This is a genomic window from Qipengyuania seohaensis, from assembly GCF_002795865.1.
Lineage (GTDB): Bacteria > Pseudomonadota > Alphaproteobacteria > Sphingomonadales > Sphingomonadaceae > Qipengyuania > Qipengyuania seohaensis.
Genome location: NZ_CP024920.1, coordinates 1452189 through 1476368, shown reverse-complemented (window position 1 = coordinate 1476368; position 24180 = coordinate 1452189). Strand labels below are relative to the sequence as shown.

The 24180-nt window shown below is 62.7% G+C and carries 25 protein-coding genes and 1 tRNA gene; 11 read left to right on the top strand and 15 right to left on the bottom strand.

The window, feature by feature from the left end; all coding sequences use genetic code 11:
• Positions 1-78: 78 nt before the first annotated feature.
• Positions 79-687 (top strand): HD domain-containing protein, encoded by a 609-nt coding sequence (locus CVE41_RS07180; RefSeq protein WP_232725588.1) that lies wholly within the window; start codon positions 79-81, stop codon positions 685-687.
• Between the two features lie 3 nt (positions 688-690).
• On the opposite strand, the gene CVE41_RS07175 is transcribed toward CVE41_RS07180, so the two are convergent.
• From CVE41_RS07175 to CVE41_RS07135, 9 genes are all read right to left on the bottom strand, one after another.
• Positions 691-1371 (bottom strand): DsbA family protein, encoded by a 681-nt coding sequence (locus CVE41_RS07175; protein ID WP_100260035.1) that lies wholly within the window; start codon positions 1369-1371, stop codon positions 691-693.
• Between the two features lie 25 nt (positions 1372-1396).
• Entirely contained in the window at positions 1397-2779 is a 1383-nt protein-coding gene (locus tag CVE41_RS07170) for a M48 family metalloprotease (protein ID WP_100260034.1), read from the bottom strand.
• Between the two features lie 10 nt (positions 2780-2789).
• Complete coding sequence (locus CVE41_RS07165; RefSeq protein WP_157799439.1) at positions 2790-3713, bottom strand: alpha/beta hydrolase; 924 nt, start codon at positions 3711-3713, stop codon at positions 2790-2792.
• Positions 3710-4813 (bottom strand): App1 family protein, encoded by a 1104-nt coding sequence (locus tag CVE41_RS07160; protein WP_100260032.1) that lies wholly within the window; start codon positions 4811-4813, stop codon positions 3710-3712. Before CVE41_RS07160 ends, CVE41_RS07165 begins: the two co-directional genes overlap by 4 nt.
• Positions 4814-4869: 56 nt before the next feature.
• Positions 4870-6879: a PAS domain-containing protein gene (locus tag CVE41_RS15035; RefSeq protein WP_100260031.1), complete on the bottom strand. Its 2010-nt coding sequence runs from the start codon at positions 6877-6879 to the stop codon at positions 4870-4872.
• Positions 6880-6982: 103 nt separating this feature from the next.
• Positions 6983-7438, bottom strand: coding sequence for a DUF2141 domain-containing protein (locus tag CVE41_RS07150; protein ID WP_100260030.1), 456 nt, complete (start codon positions 7436-7438; stop codon positions 6983-6985).
• The gene (locus tag CVE41_RS07145) at positions 7435-8151 is read right to left on the bottom strand and encodes a sterol desaturase family protein (protein WP_100260029.1); all 717 of its coding nucleotides are present in this window, start codon (positions 8149-8151) and stop codon (positions 7435-7437) included. The genes CVE41_RS07150 and CVE41_RS07145 overlap by 4 nt, the downstream gene beginning before the upstream one ends.
• Positions 8152-8200: 49 nt before the next feature.
• Complete coding sequence (locus CVE41_RS07140) at positions 8201-8704, bottom strand: MmcB family DNA repair protein (protein ID WP_100260028.1); 504 nt, start codon at positions 8702-8704, stop codon at positions 8201-8203.
• 48 nt (positions 8705-8752) lie between these two features.
• The gene (locus CVE41_RS07135) at positions 8753-9151 is read right to left on the bottom strand and encodes a hypothetical protein (protein ID WP_100260027.1); all 399 of its coding nucleotides are present in this window, start codon (positions 9149-9151) and stop codon (positions 8753-8755) included.
• A 127-nt stretch (positions 9152-9278) separates the two neighbouring features.
• Here CVE41_RS07135 and CVE41_RS07130 point away from each other — a divergent pair.
• The 3 genes from CVE41_RS07130 to CVE41_RS07120 all read left to right on the top strand — a co-directional run bounded on the left by CVE41_RS07130 (position 9279) and on the right by CVE41_RS07120 (position 11358).
• Positions 9279-9355: transfer RNA gene (locus CVE41_RS07130), tRNA-Arg, on the top strand.
• A gap of 87 nt (positions 9356-9442) precedes the next feature.
• A complete protein-coding gene (locus CVE41_RS07125; protein ID WP_157799438.1) occupies positions 9443-10465 on the top strand; it encodes a diacylglycerol/lipid kinase family protein in 1023 nt (340 codons plus the stop codon).
• Positions 10462-11358 carry a hypothetical protein gene (locus CVE41_RS07120; RefSeq protein WP_100260025.1) on the top strand — a complete coding sequence of 299 codons (897 nt, stop codon included), beginning with the start codon at positions 10462-10464 and terminating at the stop codon, positions 11356-11358. Before CVE41_RS07125 ends, CVE41_RS07120 begins: the two co-directional genes overlap by 4 nt.
• On the opposite strand, the gene CVE41_RS07115 is transcribed toward CVE41_RS07120, so the two are convergent.
• The 5 genes from CVE41_RS07115 to CVE41_RS07100 all read right to left on the bottom strand — a co-directional run bounded on the left by CVE41_RS07115 (position 11349) and on the right by CVE41_RS07100 (position 16054).
• Complete coding sequence (locus tag CVE41_RS07115) at positions 11349-11843, bottom strand: DUF2141 domain-containing protein (protein WP_100261419.1); 495 nt, start codon at positions 11841-11843, stop codon at positions 11349-11351. The two genes, CVE41_RS07120 and CVE41_RS07115, sit on opposite strands and share 10 nt — an antisense overlap.
• Positions 11844-11964: 121 nt before the next feature.
• Positions 11965-13632, bottom strand: coding sequence for an ABC transporter ATP-binding protein (locus CVE41_RS07110; RefSeq protein WP_100260024.1), 1668 nt, complete (start codon positions 13630-13632; stop codon positions 11965-11967).
• Between the two features lie 46 nt (positions 13633-13678).
• Positions 13679-15511, bottom strand: a complete 1833-nt coding sequence (locus CVE41_RS07105; RefSeq protein ID WP_198507752.1) for an asparagine synthetase B family protein — start codon at positions 15509-15511, stop codon at positions 13679-13681.
• Positions 15512-15589: 78 nt separating this feature from the next.
• Positions 15590-15751, bottom strand: coding sequence for a hypothetical protein (locus CVE41_RS14740; protein WP_198507751.1), 162 nt, complete (start codon positions 15749-15751; stop codon positions 15590-15592).
• A 33-nt stretch (positions 15752-15784) separates the two neighbouring features.
• Positions 15785-16054: a PqqD family protein gene (locus tag CVE41_RS07100; protein ID WP_100260022.1), complete on the bottom strand. Its 270-nt coding sequence runs from the start codon at positions 16052-16054 to the stop codon at positions 15785-15787.
• A 133-nt stretch (positions 16055-16187) separates the two neighbouring features.
• Between CVE41_RS07100 and rpe the strand changes: the two genes are divergently transcribed.
• The 7 genes from rpe (at position 16188) to dxs (ending at position 23710) form a co-directional block, all read left to right on the top strand.
• The gene (rpe, locus tag CVE41_RS07095; RefSeq protein WP_100260021.1) at positions 16188-16850 is read left to right on the top strand and encodes a ribulose-phosphate 3-epimerase; all 663 of its coding nucleotides are present in this window, start codon (positions 16188-16190) and stop codon (positions 16848-16850) included.
• Positions 16847-18709, top strand: coding sequence for a heparinase II/III family protein (locus CVE41_RS07090; protein ID WP_100260020.1), 1863 nt, complete (start codon positions 16847-16849; stop codon positions 18707-18709). The genes rpe and CVE41_RS07090 overlap by 4 nt, the downstream gene beginning before the upstream one ends.
• 5 nt (positions 18710-18714) lie before the next feature.
• Positions 18715-20301, top strand: coding sequence for a bifunctional phosphoribosylaminoimidazolecarboxamide formyltransferase/IMP cyclohydrolase (gene purH, locus CVE41_RS07085; RefSeq protein WP_100260019.1), 1587 nt, complete (start codon positions 18715-18717; stop codon positions 20299-20301).
• 74 nt (positions 20302-20375) lie between these two features.
• Positions 20376-20522, top strand: coding sequence for a hypothetical protein (locus tag CVE41_RS14735; RefSeq protein ID WP_198507750.1), 147 nt, complete (start codon positions 20376-20378; stop codon positions 20520-20522).
• Positions 20522-21202 (top strand): peptide-methionine (S)-S-oxide reductase MsrA, encoded by a 681-nt coding sequence (gene msrA, locus CVE41_RS07080; RefSeq protein WP_100260018.1) that lies wholly within the window; start codon positions 20522-20524, stop codon positions 21200-21202. The genes CVE41_RS14735 and msrA overlap by 1 nt, the downstream gene beginning before the upstream one ends.
• Positions 21203-21238: 36 nt before the next feature.
• Complete coding sequence (locus CVE41_RS07075) at positions 21239-21706, top strand: Fur family transcriptional regulator (protein ID WP_100260017.1); 468 nt, start codon at positions 21239-21241, stop codon at positions 21704-21706.
• Between the two features lie 81 nt (positions 21707-21787).
• Positions 21788-23710 (top strand): 1-deoxy-D-xylulose-5-phosphate synthase, encoded by a 1923-nt coding sequence (gene dxs, locus CVE41_RS07070; protein WP_100260016.1) that lies wholly within the window; start codon positions 21788-21790, stop codon positions 23708-23710.
• Here the strand turns inward: dxs and CVE41_RS07065 are convergent.
• Positions 23707-24165 (bottom strand): PaaI family thioesterase, encoded by a 459-nt coding sequence (locus tag CVE41_RS07065; protein WP_100260015.1) that lies wholly within the window; start codon positions 24163-24165, stop codon positions 23707-23709. The two genes, dxs and CVE41_RS07065, sit on opposite strands and share 4 nt — an antisense overlap.
• Positions 24166-24180: the final 15 nt, after the last annotated feature.

The window sequence follows — 24180 nt, the reverse complement described above, 5'->3', positions numbered from 1 at the left end:
GAGGCTTCCCTAGCGCAATTGCCGCGCACTGCGCCAGTCGCTAGGATATATGGCAAGAAAGCACTTGGGAGAGATCCGATGAACAAGCCCGAAAACCTGACCCACTCGATGGAAGAGCGCGCCAAGTTCCGTGAAATGAAGGAAGGCACGCAGGAAGACTGGGCGATCATCGGCGCGGAATACATGGCTTTTGCCAAGGACTTGCCGGACCGTGTGCTCGATCACCTCAAGCTGCTCGACGGCGATTTCGGCGGATTTCCAGTATGTCGCCTCGAACATTCGCTGCAAACCGCGACTCGCGCGCACCGCGACGGGCGCGACGAACAATATGTCGTGATGGCGTTGCTGCACGATATCGGAGACACGCTGGGCAGCTATAACCACCCGGAAGTTGCAGCTTCCATCATCAAGCCTTTCGTGACCGAGGAAATCCACTGGATCTGCCAGAATCACGGCGCTTTCCAGGGCTATTACTATTTCCACCACCTTGGCATGGACCGCAACGTGCGGGACAAGTTCCAGGACAGTCCGCATTACCAGGCCTGCGCGGAATTCTGCGAGAAGTACGACCAGGCGGCCTTCGATCCCGATTACGAGAGCGAGCCGCTGGAATTCTTCGAACCGATGGTGCGCCGGGTCATGGCGAAGCCTCTCGCCTCGATGTATGCCAAGGCGCTAGAGGAATAGGGTTTAGCTGCCGATCGCCTTTGCCAGCTGGTCGTAGCCGACCGCGCCTTCGAAAGCCTTGTCGCCGGCCACCCAGCTTGGCGTTCCGGAAAATCCAAGCTGCTGGGCGAGTGCCTGGTTGCGCGCAAGTTCTGCCGTGACTTCTTCGGAACCGCCATATTCCTGCGCAGCCTCGAGATCGAGACCCGCCGCGCGGGCTGCCGCCATCACATTTTCAGGCGCGGTCGATTCCATCGCAAACATCGCGTGATAAAATTCATCGAACTTGCCCTGCTTCGCAGCGGCCAGTGCCATGCGCGCAGGAACGTCGCTGCCCTGGAAGAGCGGAAGCTCGCGGATGACCACGCGTAGCTCCGGATCGTCGGCGACGAGGCGGTCGATATCTCCGGTGCTGATCCTGCAGTAGCCACAGGCATAGTCGGTGAACTTCACCAGCGTGCGCGAACCTTCGGGATTGCCGAGGACTGCGCCGGGGAAGGGCGCGTTCACCTCGCTCGCTATGGATGCGAGCGAATCGCGCGATTGCTGCTCCTGGAAGGCGTTGGCCATCTCGGGCAGGATTTCGGGGTTGGCGACAAGGTAATTGCGGGTCTGCGAATTACCCAATCCGCTGAATGAGAAGAGAGCCGCGCCTGCAAACCCGAACACCAGCGCGATCAGCGCTGTCACAAAATGCCGTGCCATTTTCGTATTCCCCGTTCCTGCTGCCCTATCGCCGCCTGCGGCAGCTGCGGTCCCTGCTCATTTCGCACTGCTGTTCGAGCAGCGCGCGTGCCTGCATCCCGATGTCCTGTGCACGAAGCCAGTCGGGCGATCCGACCGGCAGCCCTGCCTCGGCGGCCTGCGCGCTGCGCATGGCAAGGGCGTATTCGCGCTTCATGACCTGCTGTTCCGCGCTGGCCAGCCGTGCACGCGGCATGTCTCCGCGAGCGGCGTAGACCACGCCCAGCTGGTACCAGGCGAAGGGATTGTAACGGTCGCGCCCGACCGAGGCGCGCAAGACCCGCTCGGCCTCTTCGAAATTGCTTTCGTCCTCGGTGGCGATCAGCGCATGGCCGAAGAGCGATGCGATAAGCGGCTCCGACCGGCTCAGATCGGTTGCCTCGCGCAGGTAGTCCAGCGCCTCTGCCGGGCGGCCCGATTCCAGCAGCACCTGGCCCTTGAGTTCGAGGAAATAAGGGTCGGCGGGTTCACGCTCGATCAGCTTGTCGGCCGTATCGAGCGCAAGGTCCATCTTGGCCTGTTTGTGATAGGCATAGGCGCGCGCGACGAGTGCTGGGGTTGATGCGTCGGTTTCCGGATAATCGCGCAAGGTGTGTACGGGATCGGCGACATACCCTTTGAGCTTTGCCTTGATCCGCTGGAAGCGCGCCTCGATCGCGGGATCGCTCGGCGTGTTCCAGGCGGGGTCCTTCTCATAGGTCCCGCGCAGGGTGGAGATACGATCGCCCGACAGCGGGTGGGTGCGCCAGAAGCCCGCTTCCTCGTCCTGGCTGAAGCCGCGGCGCATTTCCATGTTCAGCAGCTTGCCGAAAAATGTGAGAGAACCGCGCCCGGTGATCCCTGCTCGTGAAAGGTATTCCGCACCGGCAGCATCAGCGCTGGCTTCCTGCGTGCGGGTGAAAGACAGGACGGAGCTGATTGCAGCACTTTGCCCGGCCATCATCAGCCCCATCGCGGCATCGGTCGATCCTGCCAGCGCTGCACCGATGCCGGCGAGCATGGACAGTAGCGAGATGTTGCCTGCCTTTGCATAGCCTTCGCCGATGCGGTTGATGTGGCCACCGGTGATGTGCCCAAGCTCGTGCGCGATCACGCCCTGGACCTCGTTGGCGCTGTCGGCTGCATCGATCAGGCCGCTGTGCAGGTAGATCGCCTGCCCGCCTGCAACAAACGCGTTGAGGCTGGGGTCGTTGATGAGCACCATCTCGACATTGCCCGGCTCCAGACCGGCGGCTTCTACCAGCGGGGCGGAAATTTCATCCAGGAATGCTTCGGTCTCGGCGTCGCGCAGGACCGATTGCGCCGCCAGCGGCTGGGCTGCCAGCACAAGTAGCGCCAGAAGGGCGAAGAGGTGGGATAGCAGGCGCATTGGCCCCCTCTTACGGTGTTTCGGCCTGAACCGGAACTGAAAGCGCTGTGTGCTGGCCAAGGAATCGGGCGACCGCATCGAAGACGCGCGGATCGCGTCGCCAGGGATGGGCGAGAGCGAGGAGCGGGTCGTTATGGGTCATTTCAGGCAGAAACAGGGTCTCGACTTGCGCTCCGCCGTTGTCCAGCGCGGCGGCCAGGGCGCGGGTATTGCGCGGTTTGACGAGTGTATCCTGCTCCCCGTGAACCAGCAGCATGGGCGGCGCATCGCTGCGGACATGGTTCACCGGCTGGCTCTCTGCGCCGGCTCCGACAGAACCGAAAGCAGCGCGGGTCGAATCGCTGTCGTAGGGGTAGAAGTCGTATGGCCCAGCCAGTCCGACCACGCCGCGGATCGCCTGTGCCGGGACGCCCGCTTGCTCGAGCCAGCGCTGTTCCAGCGCGACTTGTGCCACATTGTATGCTCCGGCCGAATGCCCGGCGAGAACGATGCGGTCGGGATCGCCGCCGTAATTGGCTATATTGGCGTGGACCCACGCGGTGACTGTCGCAGTGTCTTCCAGCATCGCGGGGTAGCGGCCATTGTCGCGCAGGCGATATCCACCCAGCACCACGATATAGCCCTCGGGCGCAATATTGCGGCCAATAAAGCCGTAATCGTCCGGGTTGCCGTTGCGCCAGCTTCCGCCGTGAACGAAAATGAATACGGGCAAAGCTTCGCTTGCGGACGGATCGCCATAGACCAGCAGTTTCTGGCGAGGATCGCTGCCGAGGCTCTGCTTGTGCAGAAGCTCGGTGCCGTTCTTGCCGCCTGCAATCCGGTCGACCGTATCCAGGACCGCCGGGCCGTTGCGATTGATCGCGATCAGCACCGCGCCGCCGGCAATCAGGCAAAGGCCGACCGCTACGGCCACTATAAGCATCACTGTTTTCACGCTGCCTCCGTTTCGCCTTTGCCGACCGACTTGACGATATTCTTCGCCTCCTCGTCTTCGAGAAGCCCGATCGAGGCGAGGAATTTGCGCCCTTCCTCGTAGCCTTCGCCGAGCCACAGCGGGATGTTTGCCGCCTTGAGCCCCTGCTTGGCGGCTAGTTCTTCCGGGCTCATCGCTTCGCCGACCTTGCGGATGAAGACGGCCCTCACCCTGCCGGGATTGCTGGCGGCCACATCGGCGAATGCTGTCAGGTCGCCCTGGCTGTCGTCGCCGATCAGCGCGAATTTCATATCGGGATAGGTGGCAAGGATCCCGTCGATAGCCGCGCGCTTGTGAGCGCCATGGCTGGAGGACCCGAAGGTCGCGCGATTGAGGCCCCAGTCGCGCAGCATGATCGGACCCAGCGGCAATCCGCGGACCTTCATATAGGCGACGAGATAGGAGTACAGATTCCACGGGCTTGACGATACGTAGAAGAATGGCCGCCTGGATGCGTGCTGGTGGTCGCCCGCATGGCCTTTCTCGCCATGATGGTCTTGCCCCCCACCCAGCGCATTGTAGAACACGTCCGCGCCGGGAACGAGGATTCGCTCTTCCGGCATCTGCATCAGCACGCGTCGCCAGTTGCGCATGACCGCACGGAAATTCCCGGTAATGCCCGTCTCGATGATCGTGTCGTCGATGTCCGAGATGAAGCCTAGCGATGTGCCCTTGCCGGGTGCCAGCACGTGGCCGTCGAGGCAGTGTTCGCCTTCGCCATTCGACCAGTGAAAGCTGACGGTTTCCCATTCGGGATTATCGGCAAAGGGCCATTCGCCTTCCAGCCTGATGTCGAAATGGACGAAACCTTCCTTGTCGGTCACGCCCTGGTGGCGCTGTGAAGGCTGGCCGGGCGCGGCGATTTCGAGTTCGACCGGCAGGCCCGCCACCTCGTGGCTGGCAAACTGGCCCATCATGGTGCGCATCGCACGCCATTTTCCCGACTTCACGAAAGTGCTGTCACGCGAACGCAGGGCGCGGGCAGTGATGAACAGCCGCTCTTCATTGCGATAGCCGAAATAAGGCTGGATGCGGACAGGAGCGTTGGGGAGAAACGGCATGGGCCGCAGCGCTAGCGCGTGCGGGCCATGCATCTCAAGCACTTATTGGAAAGACGTCACTTGGCGAGCAGTTTGCGCGCCGCCTTTTCGAGCAGCGGCCGGTCTTCTTCCAGCTCGCCCACGACGACCAGTTCGCCTGTCTCGGTACGGCGCACCATCACGAGTGCGAATTCCGGACCGTCTTCTGGAATGTCTTCGACCTGTGAGGGTTCGATAGCGCGCAGTTTCTTCGCCAGTGCTTCGCGAATGCCCTTTCCGTCGTCCTCGACCGGCTTGCCCTGCTCTTCCTTGCGAGCGCGGCGTTCTGCCTGGACGACTCCTTTGAGGCCGCCTTCCGCTTCGCGCAGGAAATCCGCGAGGTGACCGCGTTCGATTCCGACGCGATGTGCGTGGGTCAGCACGGCTGCGTATTCGGTCAGGCGCGTCTTGTCGTAATCGGCGCCGAATACCAGCTTCACGATCGGCGTCATCGGCGCGCGATCCTGGATCGTCAGGCCGTTGTCGGCGATGATCTCGCTAAAGTCGTCGGGGGAATTCTGCGCTTCGAGGCTGAAATCGTAGGCGAGGCCGACGGCTGAATAGAGTGCCTTGCGGCTGCGGTCTTCGGTGTTTTGCGCCGCCTGCGCCAGTTCGCGTGCTGCGGCCAGGCAATCGTAAAGGCCATCGGGTGCGACATCTTTTGCCGCCGCGATTACCGCTGCGTCTTCTGCCGCCTCGGCGACGATCGGATCGTCGGCGGTCGGAACAGGCAATTCCGATATCTCTTCGCCCGCGACTGTCGTCGGCGCAACTTCGGCCTCGTCTTCGAGCTCGAACGGCTCCGCCTCGTCCTCGAACGTATCGACGGCAGCTTCGACCGATTCTGCAACCCCTTCGTCCGCTTCGGCACTTTCCGGAACGCTGACGGCTGCAATCTCGAACGGCTCGGCAGGTTCTTCCGGCTCGTATGCCTGCGGGATGGGCGAGGCATCCGATGTGCGGGATGTGGTAATCCCGGTCAGGTCGACCGTCTTCTTTTCGCGTTCGCCGCGGCTGACCAGCGACATCAGGCTGCTGCCCGCCTCTTCGTCGGCCAACGGATCGACGAGGTCGTCGACGTCGTCTTCCTCTGTATCTTCATCGTCCCATTCGGGCAGGCCATAGTCGGCGGCGGTTTTCATGCCGCTGTCGAAATCCCCTTCGTCCATGTCCGGGTCTTCGCTGCCGGGATCGGGTGCCAGGCTGCCAAGCGGGTTGCCGAGCGCATCCACGCCGCGTTCCTTGCGGGCGGGTGTGTCGTCGTCCCGGTCACCGAAAGTGGGTGCCGGAAGTGAACCTTCGAGAGGTTCATCGACGATCTCGGCGCTGCCGAGGTCGAATACCTCGTCTTCACCCCAATCGCCTTCGTCTTCGGCCGACAGGTTTTCTTCGGGCTGGGTCAGGTCAAGGACATCGTCGAAGTCGCTTTCGTCACCGTCGTCCTGGTCGTCTTCGCCCGCCAGTGCCTGGTCGATCTGCAGCAGCAGCTCGTCCGCGGTCTTGGCGTCGGCCAGTTCTTTCCAGTTGATCACGCCGAAGATGAAATCGATGGTCTCGTCATTGCTGGAATAGGGCAACAGGATGCCGCGATAAAGGATGGTCAGGCCGCGCTGGTTCACGAATTCCGCTTCGAAGCCGATCGGCGCCTCATTGGCGATGATCTGCATATAGTGGTCGGTAATCCGGCTAAGAAGCGAACGCGGCGGAACGTCTTCGAGGTGCGTCAGTTCGCCATCGACGTCGCATTCCTGGCGCAATTCGTCACCGACGAAGCGCACGGCGGGATTCTCGACCCCGCTCGTGAAGTCGAGCAGGACCGAATAGGGTCCGAAATCGTCGAGCAATTCCGGTTCGAGATCTTCGATATCGGGATAGTTGGCGTCACCGAGCAGGCTCGCCCAGTGATTGTACGCGCGCACCTGCATGCGGCGCTCGTCCTGGCCGACGGGAGACGGAGGCGGATCGAGATCGGCAGCGTCCTCCTCGACGAAATCGTCGAGATGGTCCTGCGCGTCCTGCGCGTCAAATGCGCCGCCAAACCTGTCCATCGCTTAAAAGCCCCCGAATGCGAGTTACGGTATTCGAGACAGGCTATGAGGCAGGTGTAGTAAAAATAGGGTTAAGGTTAATGCCGGTTAGGCCGGCGAGCCGTCAGAGCATGTAGCGCATCCTGATGGTCAGTTCGCGATCGCTCGTTCCCATGTCGAAGGCCGCATCGCTGAACTTGGGCGGGCCCATACGGACCGGTGCATCGCGCGAAAATCCGAACCCTTCCTTGGGCATCATGCCCAGCACGCGGTCGGCCTTGCCGTTCGAATTCTCGTCGTGGAGCAGGGCGATCGCGTAACGTCCCGGTTTCACTCCATCGAAAGTGAAGGTCACACCACCCTCTCGCGCGGTGACGCTGGTGGCGTGGATGCTGGCGGTTTTCTTGCAATCGGGAAAGTCGCTCTGCACCGTGGTCATGCAGGCGCGCAGGAGACCCTTGGCGTTACGCAGGTCGGTGACCTTGACGGTGATGCTCACGCCAGCGTCCTTCGCTGGCGGAGGCGCACCCGCAGCCAGCGCCAAAGCGCAAAGCGGCAGCAGGACGAGCCGGGTTTTCATACGCGCTCGCTCAGACCGCGATCGGTCTTGCAAAGCCGGTCCCAGAACCGGAAATAGAGGCCGTAATTGCATCGATACTCTTCATGATGACGCTGATGGTGACTGGCGGTTATCAACCAGCCCCCCAACCGCGAATGAACGAGACGGCGCGGAAACATCTCCCACCCCATGTGATTGGTCACGCCCATGATCGTCATCACGGCCAGAACCAGGCCCAGCATGGCGATATGGATCGGAATGACGAAGACCAGCGCGGGGATGACCACCGCGCCGGTTAGCGCCTCCCACGGATGGAAGCTCATCGCAGCCCAGGCGGTGGGAGGGCGGCTGGCGTGATGCACCGCATGCATGACGCGAAACGGGCGAGGGCGATGCATCCAGCGGTGCGTCCAGTAGAACCAGGTGTCGTGAAGTGCGAGATAGGCCAGAGGTGCGATGGGCAGGTACCACAGAGGCATCGCATCCCACTGCGTATAAATCTGCGTCCACCCGCGCTCCTGCCAGCCCCAGGCAACTATTCCCGCCGGGATGCCATAGATTGCCGCCGAAACCAGCGACCAGGAAATTTCGCGCCTGATCTGGGGGCCGAGACGATCGTGGTAGCCCGGCCGCCTGAATCGCGTGGCGAGCGCGAAGGCTCCGCTCGACGCGAAGTACCGCAGGGCAATAATGGCCGTCATGGCCAATGCCGAAAAGAGAATGGCGTCCAACATGATCCCGCGCGCATTATGCCCCAGGATAGGTTAAAAAGAAGCCGCGAACTTACTCTGCGTTGCCCCAGGGCGCGCAGTGTGGATCGCCGGCAACGGTCATGCGCCGCATTGCGGCCCGGGCCAGGCGCTCGACTTCCACTTTGCGACGAGCGGCTGCGAGCGGATGGAGCGGGGCCGGCCGAACAATTTCACCGTCATAACCGTCGGCCACGATGATGCCGCAGCAATCCGGGCGATAGTCTTCGCCTTCCAGCACGGACCGGTCGAGGGCGGGCGGCAGGCCCCAATAAAACCGGTCGCAATAATCGAGGTAATCGGGCCACTTGCCATCGCCGAGCAAGTCGCCGCGTTGCACCTTAATCTCAACGATGACGATGCGGCCCTTGTTGTCGAGTCCCATGAGATCGGCCCTGCGCCCGTTGCGCAGCGGCACTTCGGGGATCAGCCAGACATCGTTTCGCGCAAACAGGCGGGCAATGCCGCGCGCCACGTCGACTGCGGTTTCTACGTCGGTTACTCGTCCGGCAGGTTCGATGACGGGGGAATCACTCATGCCCACGAAATGGAACAGAATGGGAACGCGGTCAAGCGCTGGTAGGGGTCAGTTTTCAGGTGCCAGCGCTATGATCGCATCGCGCGAGGCATGGAATTCCCGCCACAGGGTGAGCGCCGCGCTGGTCGTGTCCTGACCAGAGGCGCTCAGCGACAGAAGTGCCCTCAGGCCCGGTTGCATGACGGCAGCAAGATCGTCGACGCCGCGCAGCACCATCTCGTACTCATAGCCGCCATTCGCGGCAGCGCGTGCAGGCAGCCCGGTGACGGATTCGCTTTCTTCGGGGCGTCCCAGCTGGGCCAGCACGCCAATGGCGGCGGCAGCTTCGTGAACCGCATCCCATTGAGCCGCGAGATTGGCCTGGTCGCGCGCATTGGGCGCACGCCGATCCAGCGGCGGAAGGATGGTCGCGTTCGACAGGTCGAATTCGTGGCGTAGCGCGTTCATGGAGGGGATGTGTAAGGCGCGGGCAATTGCCAAATCGCTAACGCGCCGCGACTCGCTCGCCGAAATTTCTCTGGCAGGGCGCCAGCGGCCTTGCTAAGCGCCCGCTTCGCCCAGGCGGCAAGGCCAGGCACCCGTAGCTCAGCTGGATAGAGCGCTGCCCTCCGAAGGCAGAGGCCACAGGTTCGAATCCTGTCGGGTGCGCCACTTGCCATGGGCGTTTCTCCCACCCTCGGATTGCAGGCTGGACGGCGCTGCACTATCGAGGGCACTCCTATTTCACGGCGAACCGCGATGGAGCGCACCATTCACAACCAACGGACAGCGCGCGAGGCAGGGACGCAGTTGCCCGGCAGCGAGCCGCCGTTCGTGGCCGCGAGCCCGCGCATCGCGATGATCCACAACCCCCGTTCGCACCGCAACAAAGGCAGGCAAGCGGAACGGGTGGACGGCGTCGATATTACCGTCGTCCAGCCGCGCACCCAGGGCGAGTTGTCCGACGCTCTGACTCAGCTTCGCGACGAGGGTGTCGAGTTCCTCATCATCAACGGCGGCGACGGCACCATTCGAGATGTCCTCACCATGGGGCAGGCCGTTTTCGGGGAGGACTGGCCGGCCCTGGCCGTTCTGCCGCGCGGCAAGACGAATGCGCTCAATGTCGACCTTGGCGCCCCCTCGGACTGGAGCCTGGCGGCGGCAGTCGAAGCGTTCCGTTCGGGAAGGCGATTGCAACGACGCGCGCTGACTATTGCAGACGAGGGCGCTGCCGAGCTTCCGATGCTCGGCTTCATCTTCGGCGCGGGCGCATTCACGCTCGGCATCGAGGCGGGGCAGGATGCCCATAAGATCGGCTTCTTCGATTCGCTCGCAGTGGGGGCAACCACTGCCTGGGGCGTGCTGCAGGTCCTTTTCGGCAGCAATGCCAATCGCTGGCGGCGGGGCACTGCCATGCAGCTTGCCTACCAGCCGTCGGGAGAAGGAATGCCGCATTCGCGACACGGCGAGCCCGGCCGCAGGCATATCGTTCTCGCCTCCACGCTCGAGCGCATGCCGATGGGTATCCAATTGTTCGGCAAGGGACAGGCGCCGATTCGCCTCGCAGTGCTCGATCGGCCCAGGAGGCGGATTTTCCTTTCGCTTCCAGCAATCCTTTCGGGCTGGCACCCTGACTGGCTGGCGTCGGCTGGTTTGCACCAGATCAGCGCAGAAGCATTTTCCATCGAACTGGATGCTCCGTTCATTCTCGATGGCGAACATTTTCCTGCAGGCCGATACCATATCGGCCAGGGCCCAGAACTGACCTTCGTGACGGCGTGAGCGAAACGCTGAAACAGCGCATCAAATCCTCGCTTGAAGCCGAGGTGCGCGCTGAAGTGTCGGCATTCGCCGCCATGCTTGCCGAAGAGGCGGGTGCGCGCGCGGTGCTCTTCTACGGGTCGAACCTGCGCACGGGATCGCTTGAGGGAGTGCTGGATTTTTACGTCCTGCTCCCCGGCCCGCAAGCTGAGCGCATATGGCCGCGCGTAAGCTACCGTGAATGGCAGCACGGAGGCGAAACGTTGCGTGCCAAGATCGCGACCATGTCGCTTCGGCAGTTCGCTTCAGCCGCGACGGGCGAGAGCCGCGACACCACTATCTGGACGCGGTTCGTCCAGCCGAGTGCGCTGGTCTTCGCGCAGGATAACGATGCGCGCGGCAAGGTGCTGGAGGCGACCGGGGCTGCGGCAGAAACCGCTGCACGCTTTGCGGCGGCGCTGGGGCCTAAAGAAGGAAAGGCTGAAGACTTCTGGCGAGCGCTGTTCCAGGCGACCTATCGGGCGGAGTTCCGCGTCGAAAAGCCGGGCCGCGAGGATTCGATCCTGTCGGTGAACGCGGCACATTTCGACGGCTTGCTGCCCTTGGCTTGGTCCGCCCAAGGAATTGGGTTCGAGCGAAGGGGTGAGACGCTTGCGCCGGAGTTGAAGGATCAATTGCGTCGAGAGATCCTGCGAATGTGGCGATCACGCGAGCGGATCGGAAAAGCGCTCAACATCCTCCGCCTCGCCAAGGCAACAACCACCTTCGATGGCGCTGCTCGCTATGGTGCCTGGAAGCTCGAACGCCACACCGGCATCGCGCTTGAAGTCACGCCATTCCGCGAAAAACACCCTCTGTTGGCCATGCCCGGCGCAGCTTGGGAGCTGTGGCGGGCACGACGCGATCAACGATAGCGCATCCTGATCGCAATCGATTCAACGCCCTGGCCGACGGTAAAGCCGACTTTCTTGTAGCTCGGCTTGCCGAGGTTGAAGATATTGAGGCTGGGATTGTTCGACATCGCACCGCCGTCGGCGAAAATGTCCGTCTTGCCATTACCGTTGATGTCGTGGCGAACGGCAATTCCATAGGTCCCGGGCACCGCGATGGGGATGCAGAACCGCATCGTACCGGCCTTTGCCGGGACTTCCATGCGGGTCAGCCAGCGACCCTTTTCGAGCCAATCGGCCTCGGTGGCGCGATATGACTGGATGCGCAGTGTTCCCTTGCTTTCCTTGATGCCGGTGACGCTTACCCAAACGCCCGGCTTGCCGCTCTGGCAGCGGGCCGGATCGTGCGGGATTTCCTGCCCATAGCCACCTTGGGCCACTGCAGCAGGAGCAATCGCAGCCAATGCGATCGCGGCTGAGCCTGCGAGGGCAAATGGTTTGAAGGTCATGAAGGAGCCCCAGTCGTTGCGAATTTGAGTCGAGGATGCTGCGCTTATGCAGCAACCGAAAGTATGGCGCTTGTTTACCATCTGGCTCTGAATTGCGCCTGAATTGCTGCAGGTGACGCCGTTAAGGCACGGCAATACGGCCGCGATCCAGCCAGACCACCTTATCGGCCAGGTCGGGCAAGATGCCGCGATGGGCGATGGCCAGAACCGTCCTGTCGGCAGTCATCCCACGCAGTGCCTCGGCAATAGCGTTCTCGCTCTCCGGGTCGAGCGCACTGGTCGCTTCATCGAGTATGATGAGATCGGGCGATCTAAGGAGGGCACGCGCCAGCGCAATCCTTTGCCTTTCACCGCCCGAAAGCTCTCTTCCCAGTGCGCCGACCGGGCAGTCGAGCCCGCCCGGAAGCCGTGCGACGAAGTTTGCATTGGTCCTTTCCAGCGCGCTCCACAACCGATCGTCTTCGGCTTCGGGTGCGGCGAACAGGAGGTTTTCCCTGACTGTCCGGCCCAAAAGGACGGTTTCTTGCTGGACGTAGGCCGTGCGACTGCGCCAGCTGCGACGGGCGGGCTCGTCAAGTGGCTGCCCGTCCACCGCGATCGTCCCCGTGTCCGGTCCCGTCAGGCCCGAACAGAGATCGGCAAGGGTACTCTTGCCGGATCCCGAAGGCCCGCAAACGGCAGTGAGGGAGTAGGCCGGTATCTCCACATCGATTCCGGTCAGCGCCCCCTCTCTCCCAGCGAAACTGACGCCCACATTGCGCAAAGTCAGCGACGTTCTGAGCTGCGGGGCGGTCGTCTCAGCGGCCGGTTCTGCATGGGCATCGGCCACCTCGATCAATCGTCTCGCATTCTCGAACGCGGGCGCAGCGTGTGCCCAGCCTTGCGCGCTGGCCTGCAATTGTCCGACGAGGGGCAGGGCGCGCACGAAAATCGCTGCCAGGGCAAGTACGGTCGGTAGCGGCATGGAAAGTCGGCTGACCGCTGCCCAGATTGCGATCGCAGCAAGAACTGCACCGGCAATTAGCAGGACCGCCTGCGCCTGCGCGCTCGAGCGGACGTAGGCGCGCTCGGTCGTGCGCAGCGAACTGAAACCCTCTTCGAGCAGCGCGGCCTCTTGAGCCTCCTTTTCGAAACTCTTGATGACGCGAAATCCGCGTGTCGTTCTCGAAAGGCGCGCATGGATAGCGTCGTGACGGATCGAAAGGTCCTCGCCGAGCAAGCGCGCCTTGCGGCGGACGGGGGCGAACAGGAGATAGGCCAGCAGGCCCCCTGCGATTGCAACGAGCGCGGCCGGCAGCGACACCACCAGCGCGGCTGCCATCAAGGCGATCAGCGCCAGCGCCAGCCTGGTCAGACGGGCGAGCATTTCGACGGCATAGGCGCAGCGATCGATATCGGTGGCCAGCAGAGCCTCGGCCTGTCCTTCGCGCATGCCCGAGAGCCACTGCCAGCGGGCGCCTAGGAGACTGCGGACCGCCTTCATGCGCAAACCGTCCACCAGCGCGCGGGCAAGGTCCTGCACACTGATCGCGCGCCAGACTTCCGCTGCGGCGCGTACTGCGATCAGCACAACGAAAAACGCCAGCAGGACCGGAAGCTCGAGGCCAGCTGCGAAAGGCGGCATCGCACCCTGCATAGCTTCCGGCTCGAGCGAAGAAAGGAGCGGGACGAGCAAGACGAAACCGACACCTTCCGATGCGGCGGCGACCAGCGATGCGAGCAGCAGCCTGACGGTGCCCCCGTGCATCTCGGGTTGCGCTAATTCGCCCAGGGCCTGACGCAATGTCATCCTGGAAGCTCTATCCGCCTGCAGGAGCGAAGGTCAAAACCTTCGTTCACAGGTCGTTGCGATTCTCGACATGCCCCACAAAACGCGCCAGCAACATCGCGCGCGGCAAGGCGAGCATTCGGGGCCAATCTTCGTCGACATCATGGCCGGGGCGGTCCGGCCAATCGTCGATGAGGCCCAGCAGCCTGTCGATGTCCAGCATTTCACCGAGTACCGGGTGCCCGCGCGCTGTATCGAGGACGCGGCGCATCTCCTCCCGCTCGCCGGTCATGCGCGCATGCCAGTCGACATTGTGCAGCCCGTGTTTTCGATTGGTGCGGATTGCTTCGGTCAGCCTGCCGATGCCCATGAGGCGCGCCAGTCTGCGTTCCTCGCCGTCCCATGCGAAAGCTTCAGCCGGGAGAGAGAGGCAGAACTCGATCAGCGGGCGATAGGCTGTAACGTCGCGTTTGCGCACGCCGTACAATTGCTCGAAAGCCAGGTCGACATCGAAGCCAAGGCCGTCGGCATCGCGGAATTCACGCTGCACCGCGTCCTTGCGGCTGCGGTCGAAGGTGAGGTCGCTCCATGCCGAGCCTGTGCCGCGCCCTCCGGCCCTGGCCGCTTGCTGCTCGCGCGCGGCCTTCGACAGCGGTGTGAGCAGGGCGACCATGTCCGCGCGGCGCGGATGGACCAAGGATCGAAGCGCGCGCCGAACAGATCGGGGGAGGCGCGGCAAGATGGTGAGCGCGATGAACTTGCGCCACAGGCTACGGCTGTCGCCGGGGCGGTTTTTCAGCAAGCGCATCAGCTGCTTCCATTTTCCGGGCGATGCATATTCGCAATAGGCATAGCGGCCATCGTCGCTGATTGTCGGATTGCCCATGTCTGACGTCAGGAGGCTGTCACATCCCAGCTCGCGCGCCTTGCGGTAAACCCCGTGGTACATCCCGACATTCGCCAATCCAGGAGCAAAAACTTCGGATGCGGCGAACACTTCCCGGGCATGGCGATCGGGCGGGCCGATGTCGTTGTCGGCAAGGTGCCAATCGATTTGCGGGTTTGTCTCGACCAATTCGCGGACCAGCGCGCTTTCGTCGCCCATCGTCCCTTCGGGGGCGTGTCCATTCCAGCGTGCATCCGGCACGAATGTAATGGCTGGCAGGCTTTTGTCGTGCGGTATTTCTGCCAAAAGCGATGTGGCGACGAGGGGCGAATCCAGGCCTCCGGAAAGCGTGATTGCGGGCCTTTCTGCCCACTCGAGCGCCTTTCTCGCTGCTTCGTCGAGCAGTTCCCGCGCTCGCTCGACAGACGCATCTTCGTCGTAGGGCATGTCGAGTGCGGGCGTTGGTGGCGAATACCAGCGGCGGGTGCGATGCTCACTTCCCTCGACACGCACGGCGGCGCCCAGCGGCACCATCCGGATGCCCCGGTACCAAGCATCTTCCTCCCCCGAGCGCCAATCATAGGCGAGCTCGTCGACAATCCTTTCGTAGTCGGGTTCTCGCGGAGCGTCTGCGGCGAACACCGCGCGCAGCAAGGGCGATGCCACGCAACGTTCCGATGTGGCGTGATAATAAAGCGGCGGCGCGCTCCAAGGCGAGCGTCCCAAGTACACAGTGCCATCGGGCAGGCGTGAAATTGCCGCGTAGCACCCGATTATTGCCTCATCGGCCCCTTCGCCCAATTCGGCCAGTGCAGCAGAATATAGCGCGGCGGGATTGGCAGCATTAGCTGCGAACCGAAGCGCCAATTCTGCCGCATTGTCGATCCATCCGGTAAACGCGGTGTCGATGTCATGCGCGCCGCCGATCGAGTCCCGGCTGGACGACGCGAAAAGCAGGCCTTCTGCGCGAAGGGAATTTGTCCTGCCGCTCTCGTAGAGGGAAACCGCATCCAATACGGGACGGGCGTGACGCGGTTGCGCCCCGGACCAATCAACGATTCCCGCGATCATCTCGATCGTCCGGCGTAGCCTTCAGGAACGCTTGTTTCCGGCAGCCTGGGCAATGGGAACGGGAGGACCGGCGATATCGCGGATCGTGCCAAGGCGAATCAATTCAGGTCGGCGCCACTGGGCCTTGCCGGTCTTGTCGTCATTCTTCTGAGTCATGCTGGTAGGCCTTTCGAGATCGAACATACCATCCCATCGCCAAGCGTCAAAAGCCCGTTTTCAATTGAGTTCTTCCACAAACCCTGCCTTGGCCAGGGCCGCTACCAATGCGATCGCATCGCGTTCGATCACCTCTACCGTTTCATCGAATAAGGGCGCGAGGGCCGCTGCAATTGCTGGCACGCCGCGTTTTCCGTCGATCGCGTCCCAGATTGCGCGGGCAGTGCCGCTCAGTGAAAACATTTCGCCGCCGTCGAGATCGATGAGTAGGGTCTCGTCCCCGACTTCTGTAGCGATGAAATTCTCGGTGAGCTTGCGGATCGCTGCCATGCCCTGGACCTAATCGGGAAAGTGCGCCCGTTCCACCCCGCACCGTGGAAAAGCGTCTGGCTGCGGCTTGTGAGAAGGTGGCTCGCGCGCGTAGGCGAGAGGCAGGCTCATCGCGAACCGCCGGAAAGCGCCCATGACTGCCCCGTTGATTTCCCCATCTATCCTGTCCGCCGATTTTGCCCGGCTGGGCGAGGAAGTCCGTGCGGTCGACGAAGCCGGTGCCGACTGGATCCATATCGACGTGATGGACGGACATTATGTCCCGAATATCACTATCGGTCCGGCCGTCGTGAAGGCATTGCGCCCTCATTCCGACAAGCCCTTCGACGTCCATCTGATGATCGCACCGATCGATCCGTACTTGGAGGCATTTGCCGAAGCAGGCGCGGACATCATCACGGTCCATCCCGAAGCGGGTCCGCATATCCACCGCACGCTGCAAGCCATCAAGGGTCTGGGCAAGAAGGCCGGCGTGGTGCTCAACCCGGGCACGAGCGTCGAAGCGCTCGACTACCTGCTCGAAGATGTGGACCTCGTCCTGGTGATGAGCGTCAATCCCGGTTTCGGCGGGCAGAGCTTCATCCATTCCCAGCTGCGCAAGATCGAAGCCATCCGCAAGCGGATCGACGCCTTGGGCAAAGACATCAGACTCGAAGTCGATGGCGGCGTCGATCCCAACACCGCACCGCTCTGCGTCGATGCAGGTGCTGACGTGCTTGTCGCAGGCTCTGCCACCTTCAGGGGCGGTCCGGACAAATACGCATCGAATATCGCGGCCCTGAAAGGGCTTGGATGATGGAAGGGCATGCCGACCTGCTGACCGTCGCGCGCGAGGATGCTTCGGACGAAGAGCAGGTGGCACTGCCTCTGGGCGATACGCCCGAGCCGTTCGTCACTGCAGCTCCTGCCCACGAGCCGGAAACGGAAATCGAACCTTCGCGGGCCCTGGTGCTCGCGGATTTCCAGCCGCCTCGAAGCGGGCCGCTCCATTCCGCGCTTCGACTGGCTTTCAAGCTTGGGGTCCCCGGGCAGATCCTGTCCTCTCCCCTGCGCAAGCCTGCAAAGCCCCGACTTCTCGGGACCGTCGATAGCCCGCTCGCAGGAAACCGGACTGCCGGCGTCGCCCTGCGCGCCGGTCAGTTTTTTGCCGGCGGCCTGAAGCATCCGCTCGCGAAGGTTGATTATCGCTCGCCTTCGAAGATGACGCCGCCATTCGTCCGCGCAGTTCACGGCTTCACTTGGATGCGCGATCTCGCTTCCAGCGCGCCGCGTGCGCAATGTGCTGGCACGGCGGGCGACATGTTTGCTGCTTGGCTCAAGGCGAACCCGCAGCCGGGAAAGGGCCCTGCCTGGACTGTCGAGCTTGCCGGCATGCGACTGCTCAACTGGCTGGTCCATGCGCCCATCGTGCTGACCGGCGAGGGTGAGAAGCTCAAACCCAGGTTCCTCGAAGCGATTGAGGCAACGGCTCGCTGGCTAGATCGCAATGTGACACGCGAAGACGACCGCCTGGCGCAGGCGTCCGGGTGGTCGGGAATGCTCGCTGCAGGCCTGCTCCTGCCCGATGGCAAGGCGCGGAAACTCTACGCGGAAGCGGGCCTCTTGCGCACCCTGGGTGAGATGGTCAGCGACGATGGTGGTGTCTTGTCGCGCTGTCCTTCGGCTCAGGCCGATGCAATCGCCCTGCTTGTCGAAGTCCGCGCCTGCTATGCTGCCGTCGGCGAAGAAGCGCCGGCAGCCCTCGACACGATGCTTGCGCTGCTCGTTCCCGCCTTGCTCGGCGTCCGCATGGGCGATCGCGGCCTCGGCAGTTGGCAGGGCGGGGCGGCCTTGAGCGAGAGTGATCTGGAAGCCCTTGTTGCGGCGAGCGGGGTTCGGACCCGCCCTCTGGCAGAAGCCGGTCAGTGGGGCTTCCAAAGGGTGAAGGCCAAGGAGGCGGTGCTTGTATTGGACGCCGCCCCGCCGCCAAAGCCTCGCCATGCGCGCCATGCCTGCGCGTCGACGCTGGCGTTCGAATTTTCGCACGGGCCGCAGCGGATCATCGTCAATTGCGGCGGGGCGGCGCTTGCGGGCGCCTTGGTCCCGGCGCGGATAGAACAGGGATTGCGCGGCACCTCGGCGCATTCGACCATGGTTCTGGACGATGCGAATTCGACTGCCATTCTATTGCATGGCCAGATCGGCAAAGGAGTCGAAGAGGTCGACTTCACCCGTGAAACCCTTTCGCAGGGGAAGAAGTCTGGCACCAAGCTGGAGGCTGCACACAATGGCTACGCAGCGCGCTTCGGGCTAGTTCATCGCCGCATCCTGATCCTGTCGGACGGAGGCGAGGAGTTGCGCGGCGAAGATGTTCTCGAACCGTCGGGACGCAAGGGCAAGCGCGGCAAGATCGGCTATGCCATGCGCTTCCATCTCGGGCGCGGAATAGAGGCCAAGCCGACAGAGGACGGGCGCGGCGTGCACCTCGTCATGCCCGATGCAAGCTACTGGCAATTCCGCCTCGGTGGCGATAGCGGCGAGGCCGGTTGCAGCGTCGAGGATTCGCTCTGGGTCGATGGCCACGGACGTCCGCATGCAACGAAGCAGATCGTAGTCGAAGGGCTGACCGCCCGCAGCGGGGGACGCTTCCCTTGGCTGCTCAAACGAATGGGGTAATTTACTTGGCTGACGTGGCAATCAAGCGGGCACTGCTGTCGGTGTCCGACAAGAGCGGATTGGTGGAACTGGGCACTGCGCTGGCTGGCAAGGGCGTGGAACTGGTTTCGACCGGCGGCACGGCGCGCGCTCTGCGCGAAGCGGGCCTCGACGTGAGGGACGTCTCCGACCTTACCGGCTTTCCGGAAATGATGGATGGCCGGGTCAAGACTCTGCATCCCATGGTCCATGGCGGCCTGCTCGCCGTGCGGGACAACCCAGAACACGCCGCTGCTATGGAAGAGCACGCTTTCGGCGCGATCGATCTTGTCGTGGTCAATCTCTATCCCTTCGAAGCCACCGTGGCCAAAGGAGCGGAGCGTGACGAGATCATCGAGAACATCGATATCGGTGGTCCGTCGATGGTGCGCAGCGCCGCCAAGAACCACCAGTATGTGACGATCGTCACCGATCCCGCCGACTACGCAACGCTGATCGGCGAGCTTGAACAAGGTGGCAGTACCTCGCTCGAATTCCGCCGGAAATGCGCCGCCAAGGCCTTCGCCGCGACTGCAGCTTACGACAGCATGATCAGCCAGTGGTTCGCCTTCGCCGACCAGGGAGAAACCTTCCCCGGCATGCTGGCCGTCAACGGCAAGGCCCCGGTCGAATTGCGATATGGCGAAAATCCGCACCAGAAGGCGGCGCTGTACACCCCCGTCGGACCGCATGCGAAAGGCATCGCCCAGGCCGAGCAGCTGCAGGGCAAGGAACTCAGCTACAACAACTATAACGACGCCGACGCCGCGCTCGAACTTTGCGCGGAATTCGCTGGCGGCGACCCGGCGGTCGTCATCGTCAAGCACGCCAACCCTTGCGGAGTAGCGCAGGCATCGACCCTGATCGAGGCGTGGCAAGATGCGCTTGCCTGCGACAGTGTGTCGGCCTTCGGCGGCATCGTTGCGGTCAATACCGAGCTCGACGGAGAAACGGCTACGGCAATTTGCGAGATATTCACCGAGGTCGTCATTGCGCCTTCCGTCAGCGACGAGGCGCGCGAGGCTTTTTCGAAGAAGAAGAACCTTCGCCTGCTCGTAACCGGCGATTTGCCCGATCCGCGGCGCGGCGGACTGATGGTCAAGCCGATCACCGGCGGCCTCCTGGTCCAGACCCGCGACAACGGTGCGATCAGCGAAGCCGATCTGAAAGTCGTGACCCAGCGCGCGCCTACGGAGCAGGAATTGAAGGACTGTTTCTTCGCCTGGACCGTCGCGCGGCACGTCAAATCCAATGCCATCGTCTATGCCAAGGACGGCGCCACGGCCGGTATCGGTGCGGGTCAGATGAACCGTCGGGATTCCTCGCGCATTGCCGCGATGAAAGCTGCGGAGGCCGCAGAAAAATACGAATGGGCCCAGCCGCGCACGGTCGGAAGCGCTGTTGCATCGGACGCCTTCTTCCCCTTCGCTGACGGACTGCTGGCCGCGGCGGAAGCGGGCGCCACGGCGATCATCCAGCCCGGTGGGTCGATCCGCGACGACGAGGTCATCGCAGCCGCCGACGAAAAGGGACTTGCAATGGTCTTCACCGGGATGCGCCACTTCCGACACTGAGCCTGGCGCCTGATCGCCTGAACGAATTACAACCATCGCATTAACTGTGTTGAAATCGGTGTGCCTGTAACCAGATGGCCTGGCACACCGAAAGACATCGCATGAACCTGTTTTCTTCAGACCTCTATCGCAATTTCGGCATCGGCTTTATTGCCGGTGCGCTTGTCATCGCCGCTTCGAATGGAGAAGCGCTGCTCGCCGCTATTCCGGCGCTGTTCTGATGCGCAAATTCGGCGCCCTCTTTGCTGCAGCCGCCCTCTTCGGGGCGAGCGCGTGCCAGCAACCGGCCTTCGCTGCCGAACGCGTGGTCGAAGCTCCCGCTGCCTCCCGTGTCGCGAAAGAGGGTGCGGGTTTGAAAACCGCGATCTTCGCAGGCGGATGTTTCTGGGGCGTGGAAGCGGTCTTCAGCCACACCAAGGGCGTGACAAGCGCGGTGTCGGGCTATCACGGCGGCACCAGGCGCCAGGCGGATTACAAGCTGGTATCGTCCGGCGTCACCGATCATGTCGAAGCGGTCAAGGTCACCTACGACCCGCGTGTGGTGCGCTACGACGAGCTGCTGCGGATCTTCTTCTCGGTCATCGCCGACCCGACGCTCAAGGACGGCCAAGGTCCGGATCGCGGCGCGCATTACAATGCGGAACTCGTCCCCCTTTCGGCAGAGCAACGCGCAGTTGCCTCGGCCTATCTCGCCAAGCTGAAGAAAAGCGGTCTCTGGTCGCGGCCGATCGTCACCACGATCGAGCCTGCCAAGACCTTCTATGCCGCAGAAACATATCATCAGGATTTCGCGGCCAAGAACCCGCGCCACCCTTATATCATGCGGTGGGATGCGCCCAAGGTATCCGCGCTGAAGAGGCTCTACCCCTCGCTTTACCGCGCAGAGTTCAGGCGCAACTAGCTTGCACCTTGGCGGGTGGGAGCTTACCTCTTGCCCATGGCCCAGCACGCACATTCTCACAAAGAACATTCCGGCGAAGCCTTGATCGACGCCGCCCGCCACACGCTCACCGATGCGGGCGAGCAGTGGACGGGTATGCGGCAGTCGGTGTTCGAGGAACTCAGCCGCCACGAAAAACCGGCGAGTGCCTATGACATCGCCGATAACCTCTCGGCCGCGCGGGGCAAGCGGGTAGCACCCAACAGCGTGTATCGCATCCTCGACCTGTTCGTGCGTAACAACCTCGCCAACCGGATCGAGAGCGCCAACGCTTACCTCGTGAACACCCATCCGGGTTGCCGGCACGACTGCATTTTCCTGATCTGCGACGATTGCGGCAAGGCCCTCCACATCGACGATGACCGGGTGACCGGGGCGCTTCGCGACGCAGGCAAGGATGCAGGTTTCATCGACGTGCGACCGGTCGTCGAGCTGCGCGGCCTCTGCGACGAGTGCGGGGCCTGAGCGCTACCGCCGCCCAGCCGTGCATGGCTTGCGACAAGCCGTTCATCGACAGTTGTGAAAACGCGGTGTAAGGCACTCGCTATGACGACGCGCCCCGATACGCCGCTGCTGGATATGGTCGATACTCCGGCCGATCTCCGCAAACTTGAAAAGTCCCAGCTTCGCCAGCTTTCAGACGAGCTGCGCGCAGAAATGATCGATGCCGTGGGCACGACAGGGGGACATCTCGGCTCCGGCCTCGGCGTGGTCGAACTCACGGCTGCGATCCATTACGTTTTCGATACCCCGACCGACAAGCTAGTCTGGGACGTGGGTCATCAGTGTTACCCGCACAAGATCCTGACCGGTCGGCGCGACAGGATTCGCACCCTGCGTCAGGGCGGCGGCCTTTCGGGCTTCACCAAGCGCGCGGAAAGCGAATACGACCCGTTCGGCGCGGCGCACTCCTCGACCTCGATCAGTGCGGCACTTGGCTTCGCCATGGCCAACAAGATGCAGGGCCGTGACGGTCGCGGCATCGCGGTAATCGGTGACGGCGCGATGAGCGCCGGCATGGCCTATGAAGCGATGAACAACGCCGAGCAGGCAGGCAACCGCCTGGTGGTTATCCTCAACGACAACGACATGTCGATCGCACCGCCGGTGGGTGGCCTGTCCGCCTATCTCGCACGCATGGTGTCGAGCAGCGAATATCTCGGCCTCCGCTCGATGGCTTCCAAGATCGCCCGCAAGATGGGCCGCCGTGTGTGGGGTGGGCTCGAAAAGGCGGAAGAATATGCTCGCGGCATGGTGACCGGCGGGACGATGTTCGAAGAACTCGGCTTCTATTACGTAGGACCGATCGACGGTCACAATCTCGACCACTTGATCCCGGTGCTCGAGAATGTGCGCGATAGTGAGCAGGGCCCTGTCCTGATCCATGTCGTAACCCAAAAGGGCAAGGGCTACGCGCCTGCCGAGAACAGCGCCGACAAATACCACGGCGTCGCCAAGTTCGATGTCGTGACCGGCGAGCAGAAGAAGTCTTCCGGCGGTCCGCCCGCATACCAGAACGTCTTCGGGGAAACGCTGGCCAAGCTGGCCGATAGCGATCCGCGCATTTGCGCGATCACCGCTGCCATGCCCAGCGGCACGGGTGTCGACAAATTCGCCAAGGCGCATCCCGACAAGGCTTTCGATGTCGGCATTGCTGAACAGCACGGTGTCACTTTTGCGGCAGGTCTCGCGGCGGAAGGCATGCGTCCTTTCGCGGCGATCTACTCTACCTTCCTCCAGCGTGCGTATGACCAGGTCGTGCATGACGTGGCGATCCAGAACCTTCCTGTGCGCTTCGCTATCGACCGCGCCGGACTGGTGGGCGCAGATGGTTGTACCCACGCCGGCTCCTTCGACATTACCTATCTCGCCACGCTGCCCAACATGGTCGTCATGGCCGCCGCCGATGAGGCGGAGCTGGCGCATATGACATACACGGCCGCAGAGTATGACGAGGGCCCGATAGCTTTCCGCTATCCGCGTGGTAGCGGCACCGGCGTCGAAATTCCCGAACAGCTGCAGAAGCTGGAAATCGGCAAGGGGCGCATCGTGCGTGAAGGCACGAAGGTCGCAATCCTTTCGCTCGGCGCGCGTCTTGAAGAGGCCAAGAAGGCTGCCGACCAGCTGGAGGCCAAGGGCCTTTCGACCACGGTTGCCGACATGCGTTTCGCCAAGCCGCTCGACACCGAGCTGATCGAAAAACTGATGCGCAGCCACGAAGTCGTAATAACGGTCGAAGAAGGCGCAATAGGCGGCCTCGGCGCGCATGTGCTGACCTTCGCTTCGGACGAAGGGCTGACGGACACCGGCCTTAAGGTTCGCACAATGCGTCTGCCTGATATTTTCCAGGACCATGACGATCCGGCCAAGCAGTATGACGAGGCTGGCCTCAACGCTCCACAGATTGTCGATACCGTGCTCAGTGCGCTCCGGCACAACTCTGCGGGCGTTGAAGAGGCACGGGCTTAGGTCGTTTCTTTCGATGTCACGATGCCGGTAGGTACGACAGTGGCCTGAGCGATTGCTACCAACACCGGGTCGGCATCGTCGCTTTCCGACCAGACATCGGCGCGAACGACGACTTGGCGTCTTCCGGCCTTGACCACGCTTCCCTTGGAGCGCAGGCGCTGCCCTGTTGCGGCTGCGAGAAAATTGATCGTGTAGTTGCCGGTAACAACGTCGCCAATCGCGGAGCTTGCCGCCCACGCACAGGCGTTGTCGGCCATAAGCCCGACGATAGCACCATGCGCATAACCATGATGCTGGGTCATCTCGGGCCGGATATCCATGAGAATCTCTGCCTCGCCGTCCCAGCAGCGGACCGGTTGGAGCTGGAGGAAATTGGAGAAACCGGACCGGCCGACCGCGATCCGCCTCATGTATTCGAGCACCTGCTCCTCGTTTTCAAATCCCGGACGCGCCATGCAATCCTCCTATAG